Here is a 7,567-nt window from a genome sequence, read left to right as displayed (position 1 = left end):
GCTCGTCGCATCCTGGGGCTGGAGAAGGTCCCAAGGGTCCGGCTGTTCGCCGGTTAAAGCGGCACGCGAGCTGGGTTCAGAACGTCGCGAGACAGTTCGGTCCTCTATCCTCTGTGGGCGCAGGAAAGTTGAGGGGTTCAATTCCTAGTACGAGAGGACCGGAATTGACGCACCTCTGGTGTTCCAGTTGTTCTGTCAAGAGCATCGCTGGGCAGCTATGTGCGGAAGGGATAAGCGCTGAAAGCATCTAAGTGCCAAGCCCATCCCAAGATAAGCTTTCCCTGAAGGATCGTGGAAGACTACCACGTTGATAGGCCACGGGTGCAAGCGTAGTAATGCGTTCAGCTCAGTGGTACTAATCATCCGTTTGTCTTACATTGTTCCATTTCAAACTGAAGCCTGGTTCCAAGGCTCGATTCGAATTCAATTCACCCTATATGCAGTTGTCAGGGAACACCCTGAAGGTGTCTCCAGACACTCGGTTCATACGCTTCGATGCGTCATGAGCCGCAGTCTGGTGACCATGGCACAGTGGTACCACCCGTTCCCATTCCGAACACGGAAGTGAAACGCTGTTGCGCCGATGATAGTATGGCGAAAGGCTATGCGAAAGTAGGACGTTGCCAGATTAAACATCACCCCGCATCTCTATCGAGATGCGGGGTTTTTTTATGTCGAAAACCCCAGCTAGCCTGATTTGCGGCAACCGAAACTAGGCTGAACAACGGCTCGAAAACAGGCTCGGTTTTGAACCTGAAGTTCGTAACGCAAAAGATCTCAGCCCTTTGTTTTCTCCAATGACAAAATGAAGATCAGGCGCCCGCCTTTCCACGCCGGCCCGCCTATGAACAGAGGGCTGTCCTTCTTTAATACAGCGTCACTCTTGACCAGCACTTGTTGTTCTCGCCAGACCTGCAGGTGCAGGTTGATTCCGCCATTCTCCGCTAGTCCCTTGGAGTCTATCTTCATGAACAGATCCCTTGAAGGAACCACCCAAGATTCGTACTCGCGGAAAATGTCCTGCTGATGCTGACCAAGAATCTCGAAGTGCTGGAAAGGGAATACTTTGGCCAGTCTCTCGTTCAGACGTGGTAAATGTGCCGGAATTTGTTCTTTTCCTCCATTGAGCTTTAAGGCGTCGTTCGTCGCAAAAACAAGCGCTCCCCAAACGCGACCATCGGTTGCAGGCTTCGAAGCTGTTGGTGCCGCCTTAGTTGTCAGTGCGTTTTCCTGCGCGGCGACCGACCCACATAAGAAAACTAGTGGCAGCAATGATCGAAATGTCTTCATCCACGGGGTGAAATTAACGGGGTGCCCAGACCATCACGGGAAATCATGAGGACTTGAGATTCATTGGCGTCATAAAGTGTCATCGAGGCAACCTCTGGTTCCATTTCACTGCGGCGGACATCGATCCCTGAAATCTTTTTGTCTGCGGGGATCGCATCGAGTCCGTCCAACAGTAGAACGGTGGCTCCCGCTCCATCATCATGAAATGCCCGTGCCTGAATGCGGGTATCAGGCGTATAAGAGCTCAGAATCATGCTTTGTGCCGCCACATCGCCTGATGGGCGGAAAAAGATAAAGCCCAAGATGGCCAGCGCTGCGGCGCCGGCAGTCGCGAACCATGGCTGGCGCATCCATCGGATTAGAGACATCCATGTAGCTTCCGTGGAATCCGTCCGGACTTGGTCCAAGTCCATTTGGGCGATGCGTACCCCTATCTGAGAGTTGAAAAAATCAGCATGAGGAACGGTCATTTCAGCGGGAAGGTGCGCGCGAAGGCTGGAGCTCAAAGCACGCAGATCCTTGGCTTCCTTGGCAAGCGCAGTGTCACTCTTGAGGCTCTCTTCGAAAGCCTTGCGTTCGGTTTCATTCATCTCGCCATCAATCCAGCGGATGAGAGTGTGATCTTCAGAGGGTGGTATCATAAACATCTTGGAGTTGTTCCTGAAGTTTTTTGCGGGCGTAAAATAAACGGGACATCACGGTTCCGAGCGAACAGGGAACGAGGGCCGCTATCTCCTCATAAGCCAGCCCTTCCACCTCACGTAGGATGATGACCTGACGATGTTCAGGGGAGAGTTTTGCGATGGCCGCCTGTATGCGCTGGCCCAGTTCAGAGTTTCGCAGGGCGGTGTCAGGCGCGACATCTCCCTTCGGAGTCGCTTCCGCTCCTGCTGCCACCCGGTGCTCGGTTCGTTCGTCGTCGAACTCGCCGTCTCCCTGGATCTTCTTTTTCCGAAGCCAGTCGTAGCTGACGTTGTGAGCAATTCGATAAAGCCACGTATAAAACCCCGCATCCAGCTTGAAATTGGGAAGTGCCCGCCATGCCTTGATAAAGGCTTCCTGCGCGAGGTCCCAAGCTTCGGCTTCATTCTGGATGAGGTGGTAGGTCATGGCGTAAATCCTCCCACGATAGCGAGTGACAAGGACGTCAAAGGCCCGCGTGTCGCCTGCTTGACTGCGCTTGACCAAGTCGAGGTCTGGGACTTCGCCAAGGTCAGTCGCGGCTGAGGCAGGCATGGAAATTAGTGGCGAAGGATGGACGGCAACCGACCCGATATTATTCAGGGAGCTGGCCGCTTGGAACGAAAAATCTTCACGATTGTTCAATCACGGAATCTTAAGACTCTGCCCTGGGCGGATCAGGTCGCTTTTGAGGCCATTGGCGGCCTTCAGTTTCGCCACCGTGGTCTTCTTTTTCAAAGCGATGCCATACAGCGTGTCACCCTTGGAAACCGTGTATCTCGAAGAGCCAGATTTTTTGGCGGTCGATTTTGAAGACGACGACTTCTTTTGGGTGGTGCCACTGGAGACACTCTTTTTGGGTGCCGAAGACGAACTTGAAGCCGTCTTTTTTGGCGTCCCGAAAGCATACGGGTCGGCCGGAGGCTCTGGCTGAACTGGAGTTACAGGAGCTGGCGGCGTTTGGTATGTTGGGGTGGAGCGCTGTGCGTAACCGGTCTGGCCTGGGTAGGGGTTGTAGTGTCCATCGTTGCCGTAGTTTGAGGCGTAGGGATCGTTGCTGCCAGACTTGTTCATGTTTTCACACGAAACTACTGCGAGACAAAAGGCTGACAGAACAAAGAAACGAGAAGCAGTCATGATGATGGAGGAAGATCCGGGCTCGGAACCTGCGCGGCGGAAAGCCCCTTCACTAATGAAATCAGGCGCATCCTTTTCAATGCCTAATTTGCCAGTGGTGGGTCTGAGCTGCGATTCCGAAAGGTTCCGGCAATAAGAGGGGACGCCGCTCGTTTTTGGACGCTCCGGCAAATCTCACGATACAGCCCTTGCCAATCCGCCCGCCATTCCCTAGCTTCCCGTCCCAACTCATGAAAATCGGCTTCAATCTCCTGCTCTATACCGGCCACGTCACCGAGGCGAACTACCCAGTCATCGAAAAATTGAAGGCCACCGGTTACGATGGTGTTGAGCTTCCGATCTTTGACGTCAGCAACCCGGGTCATTTCAAAGGAATCGGGCAGGTCCTTAAAGATAATGGTCTGCAGTGTACCGCTGTCACGGTATTGCCTGACGAAGCACACAACGCGATCAGCCCTGTCGCCGCCAACCGTCAGGGGGCGATCGATCACCTCAAGCGCGTGCTCGAATGTGCCCATAATGCCGGTGTGCAGACGCTTTGCGGGCCCTACTATCAGGTGCTTGGCCAGTTTACGGGAGCTTTTCCCTCCGAGGCCGAACTTGCAGGCGCGGCCGAAGTTCATCGGGCTATAGCGCCGGTCGCTGAAGCCGCTGGCGTGAAGTGCGCCATCGAGGCCTTGAATCGATTCGAAGCGCACCTCCTCAACACCATGGAGCAGGCAGCCGCCTACGTGAAGCGCGTCGATCATCCGAACTTCGGAACGATGTACGACACCTTCCACGCCAACATCGAAGAGAAAAATCCGATGGCCGCCATCGACACAGTATTTGCCTCAGGCAAACTCAATCACGTGCACATCTCTGAGAACGATCGCGGCACCCCAGGGCGTGGTCACATCAACATCGTCGAGCAGATCAAGCACCTCAAGGCCATCGGCTACGACGGCTGGATGACGATTGAGGCATTCGGTTCTGCGCTGCCTGATCTCGCCGCTGCGACTCGTGTCTGGCGCGATTTCTTCCCCAGCACCGAACAAGTGTACACCGAAGGCTTCGCGCTCATCAAAAACGCACTCGCCTGATCAGAAGCCACTTCAACCCAAACCATTCCACCCATGAACACACCGACCACCACCCCCGCAGCGGCCACCTCGCGCCGCCAGTTTATCGGCACCACAGCCGCCGCCAGCGCTCTCACCGTCGCTCAATCTGCCTGGGCTGCAGGCAGTGATCAAATCAAAGTCGGCCTCATCGGCTGCGGCGGTCGTGGCACAGGTGCCTCCGGTCAGGCTCTCAGCACCAAGCAGGAAGGTGTCTTTCTTCACGCTGTCGCTGACGCGTTCAAGGAGAAGGCCGATGGCGCTCTCAGCAACCTGCGCAACAAGGTGCCCGACAAGGTGAAAGTGGACGACTCCCGCATCTTCGCCGGCGCCGATGCCTACCAGAAGGTCATCGACTGCTGCGACCTCGTCATCCTCACTACGCCTCCCGGCTTCCGTCCGTATCACTTCGAAGCCGCCGTCAACGCGGGTAAAAACATCTTCATGGAAAAGCCCGTCGCCGTGGACGCCCCCGGCGTGCGCAAGGTGCTCGAAATGGCCAAGGTGGCTGACGAAAAGAATCTCAAGGTCGTCTGCGGACTCCAGCGCCGTTACCAGAACTGCTACCGTGAAGCCCTCAATCAGGTCAAGGAGCAGGGCATCATCGGCGACATCGTTTCCGGCAATGTGTACTGGAACGGTGGCGGCATCTGGTTCCGTGACAAGCGTCCTGACCAGAACGAACTGATGTATCAGCTCAACAACTGGTACTTCTTCACCTGGCTCTGCGGCGACCACATCAACGAGCAGCACATCCACAACATCGACGTCGCCAACTGGTTCATCGGCGGCCATCCCGTCAGCGCCCAGGGCATGGGTGGCCGCCAGCAGCGCGTGGACAAGAAGTATGGCCAGATCTATGACCACCACGCTGTCGAGTTCACCTATGAAAACGGCGTCCGTGTCAGTAGCCAGTGCCGCCATCAGTCCGGCGTCTCCAACGCCGTACGTGAAGAGTTCACCGGCACCAAGGGCAAGATCTACCTCGACAACAGCGGTCGCTGCTACGCCAACGACCACAAGGGCAACACCATCTGGAAGTACCGCCCCGGCGGCAAGGACGTCGGTGATGCCAAGGGGAAGGCTGCCAAGCGTCTCGATCCCGATCCGTATCAGACCGAGCACGACACCCTGCAGGCGGCCATCCGCGAAAATACGCCGATCAACAACGCCTACTACGGTGCCGAGTCCACTATGACCGCCATCATGGGCCGCATGGCCACCTACTCCGGCAAGGAACTCAAGTGGGACGAAGTGCTCAACTCCAAGGTGCAGCACATGCCCGCCATCATCACCGCCGAGTCCGAGCCGCCCGTCCATCCGGATGCCGACGGCTGGTATCCGGTCGCAGTTCCGGGCTATGCCGCCAAGGATTATCAAGCGCTTGGCCGTCAGATCGTCGAAGTGGTTTAATAACAAACCGGTTCATCCCTCCGGCCCCGGCGCAGCCATGCGCCGGGGCTTTTTCATGCTTACCATGACACCCCACTGGACCGAACGTTGCGAGGAAATCCGCGCCTGGCTCGCCGCCTTGCCGCAGGTGTTCATCGGCTCGGACTTCGACGGCACGCTAGCGCCCTTGCAGCCGAATGCGAATGACGTTCGGCTGCCGGATCTGACGCGAGTGCTCCTGCAGCGCCTCGCCGCCTGCCCCGGTGTCGTGCTTGCCTTCATTTCCGGTCGCGGGCTGGCGGATCTGCGCCGCCGGGTCGATCTGCCCGGCGTGCTTTACGCTGGCAATCACGGCCTCGAGATGACCGCGCCGGACGGCACCACCGTCCTCGCACCTGCTCCTGCCAGTGCCGGCTCCGCCGTGCGTCAGGTTCAGGCGCAGCTAACCGCCGCGCTCGCCCATCTGCCCGGAGTGTGGATTGAGGACAAACACATCACTCTGTCTGTGCACTACCGGCAGGCGGATGAAGTCCGCCATCCGGAGGTTGAGTTGATCGTGCGCGATGTCGTGTGCAGCCATCCCGACTTGGAGGTGCGCCCCGCACGTCGCATCTGGGAGGTGCGCCCCGCCATCGCTTGGGACAAAGGCTCCGTCCTTCGTCGATTCCTCGATGAATCTGGCATCCCCTCGAACGCCGCCGCCTTCATGGGTGACGACGTCTCGGACTTCGACGCCTTTCGCGAACTTCCCGACGGCTGGACCTTTGCCGTCGGCACCGACCATCGCTCAGACGCCCGTCTTCATCTCACCGATCCGCAGGACACTGCGGACTTGCTCCGCTGGATTGTTGAGCAGCGCGCGGCAAGCTGACGCGTCGTTCATACTGCTCGACCAAAACCCTTGCCAATCCGGCGTTCTACTCGCTACAACCAAGCCGTCATGAACTCCAACCGTCGCACTTTCCTCACCACCTTCGCCGTCTCCGCCGCCACCACCGTCCTTGCTCGTGATTGGAGCGGCCAGACGCCGGAACGCTATCCGGATCCCGATGTCATCGTGCTCGATCCTGCGTTCGAAAAACTTACTCAGGGGAACTCCCCCATCCGCCGCCTTCACACCGGCATGCTTTGGGCTGAAGGTCCGGCGTGGAACGGCAGCGGCAACTACCTCGTGTGGAGCGACATTCCCAACAACGCGCAGATGCGTTATCTGCCCGAAGACGGTCACGTGAGCGTGATGCGCAACAATGCCAACAACAGCAACGGCAACACCTTCGACCTTCAGGGACGCCAGATCAGCTTCGAGCACGCCACACGCCGCGTCGTCCGCTACGAGCTCGACGGCAAGATCACCGTTCTGGCCGACAAGTTCGACGGCAAGCCGCTCAACGCTCCCAATGACGGCGCCGTGCATCCAGACGGATCGATCTGGTTCACGGATCCCGGTTACGGCAGCATGATGGACTACGAAGGCAACAAAGGTGAGCTCTTCCTCAAAGAATCGGTCTATCGCATCGATCCGGCCGGTGAGATCACCAAGATCACCGAAGATCTGGAGAAACCCAACGGCCTCTGTTTCTCTCCGGACTACACAAAGGTGTACATCGTGGACACCGGCTCGCCGAAAAACATCCGTGTGTATGAGGTGGACGGCACGAAAGTGAAAAACGGCAAGGTCTTCACCACCAACAAAGGTGTGCTGTCTGACAAAGCCGCCAAAGGCAACTCCGACGGCATCCGCTGCGACGTCGAAGGCAATCTGTGGGCCAGTGCGGGCTGGATCGGCGACGGCTACGATGGCGTGCATGTCTTCAATCCCGAAGGCAAGATGCTTGGCCACATCAAGCTTCCTGAAACCGCGAGCAACCTTTGCTTCGGAGGTCCGAAACGGAACCGTCTCTTCATCACCGCCAGCCAGAGCTTGTTCTCGCTCTACGTGAACACCCGTGGCGCACATCATTGCTAAA

At 57.4% G+C, this 7,567-nt stretch carries 7 protein-coding genes, 2 rRNA genes and 1 pseudogene; 6 read left to right on the top strand and 4 right to left on the bottom strand.

The window, feature by feature from the left end; translation table 11 throughout:
• A 23S ribosomal RNA gene (locus KDL09_RS09585) occupies positions 1-380 on the top strand; the annotation flags it as partial.
• Between the two features lie 133 nt (positions 381-513).
• Positions 514-629 (top strand): 5S ribosomal RNA (gene rrf, locus KDL09_RS09580).
• Between the two features lie 148 nt (positions 630-777).
• Here the strand turns inward: rrf and KDL09_RS09575 are convergent.
• From KDL09_RS09575 to KDL09_RS25160, 4 genes and pseudogenes are all read right to left on the bottom strand, one after another.
• On the bottom strand, positions 778-1,290 hold the full coding sequence (locus tag KDL09_RS09575; RefSeq protein WP_294384258.1) for a hypothetical protein: 513 nt from the start codon (positions 1,288-1,290) through the stop codon (positions 778-780).
• A complete protein-coding gene (locus KDL09_RS09570) occupies positions 1,287-1,931 on the bottom strand; it encodes a hypothetical protein (RefSeq protein ID WP_294384257.1) in 645 nt (214 codons plus the stop codon). Before KDL09_RS09570 ends, KDL09_RS09575 begins: the two co-directional genes overlap by 4 nt.
• Positions 1,915-2,526 (bottom strand): sigma-70 family RNA polymerase sigma factor, encoded by a 612-nt coding sequence (locus KDL09_RS09565; RefSeq protein WP_294384256.1) that lies wholly within the window; start codon positions 2,524-2,526, stop codon positions 1,915-1,917. Before KDL09_RS09565 ends, KDL09_RS09570 begins: the two co-directional genes overlap by 17 nt.
• Positions 2,527-2,622: 96 nt before the next feature.
• Positions 2,623-2,793: pseudogene (locus KDL09_RS25160) on the bottom strand (LysM peptidoglycan-binding domain-containing protein); the annotation flags it as partial.
• A gap of 545 nt (positions 2,794-3,338) precedes the next feature.
• Between KDL09_RS25160 and KDL09_RS09555 the strand changes: the two are divergent.
• The 4 genes from KDL09_RS09555 (at position 3,339) to KDL09_RS09540 (ending at position 7,566) form a co-directional block, all read left to right on the top strand.
• Positions 3,339-4,190, top strand: a complete 852-nt coding sequence (locus KDL09_RS09555) for a sugar phosphate isomerase/epimerase family protein (RefSeq protein WP_294384253.1) — start codon at positions 3,339-3,341, stop codon at positions 4,188-4,190.
• Between the two features lie 33 nt (positions 4,191-4,223).
• On the top strand, positions 4,224-5,621 hold the full coding sequence (locus KDL09_RS09550; RefSeq protein WP_294384251.1) for a Gfo/Idh/MocA family oxidoreductase: 1,398 nt from the start codon (positions 4,224-4,226) through the stop codon (positions 5,619-5,621).
• A gap of 64 nt (positions 5,622-5,685) precedes the next feature.
• Positions 5,686-6,471, top strand: a complete 786-nt coding sequence (otsB, locus tag KDL09_RS09545; protein ID WP_294384248.1) for a trehalose-phosphatase — start codon at positions 5,686-5,688, stop codon at positions 6,469-6,471.
• A 69-nt stretch (positions 6,472-6,540) separates the two neighbouring features.
• A complete protein-coding gene (locus KDL09_RS09540) occupies positions 6,541-7,566 on the top strand; it encodes an SMP-30/gluconolactonase/LRE family protein (protein ID WP_294384246.1) in 1,026 nt (341 codons plus the stop codon).
• Position 7,567: the final 1 nt, after the last annotated feature.

Source organism: Prosthecobacter sp. (assembly GCF_020439865.1).
In the GTDB taxonomy this organism is placed as follows: Bacteria; Verrucomicrobiota; Verrucomicrobiia; order Verrucomicrobiales; family Verrucomicrobiaceae; genus Prosthecobacter.
This window is presented reverse-complemented; position numbering and strand designations above follow the sequence as displayed.

Excerpts from the sequence above, each read along its gene's own strand:
- KDL09_RS09575 (WP_294384258.1), bottom strand. The coding sequence starts at position 1,290 with ATGAAGACATTTCGATCATTGCTGCCACTAGTTTTCTTATGTGGGTCG.
- KDL09_RS09570 (WP_294384257.1), bottom strand. The coding sequence starts at position 1,931 with ATGATACCACCCTCTGAAGATCACACTCTCATCCGCTGGATTGATGGC.
- KDL09_RS09565 (WP_294384256.1), bottom strand. The coding sequence starts at position 2,526 with ATGCCTGCCTCAGCCGCGACTGACCTTGGCGAAGTCCCAGACCTCGAC.
- KDL09_RS09555 (WP_294384253.1), top strand. The coding sequence starts at position 3,339 with ATGAAAATCGGCTTCAATCTCCTGCTCTATACCGGCCACGTCACCGAG.
- KDL09_RS09550 (WP_294384251.1), top strand. The coding sequence starts at position 4,224 with ATGAACACACCGACCACCACCCCCGCAGCGGCCACCTCGCGCCGCCAG.
- otsB (WP_294384248.1), top strand. The coding sequence starts at position 5,686 with ATGACACCCCACTGGACCGAACGTTGCGAGGAAATCCGCGCCTGGCTC.
- KDL09_RS09540 (WP_294384246.1), top strand. The coding sequence starts at position 6,541 with ATGAACTCCAACCGTCGCACTTTCCTCACCACCTTCGCCGTCTCCGCC.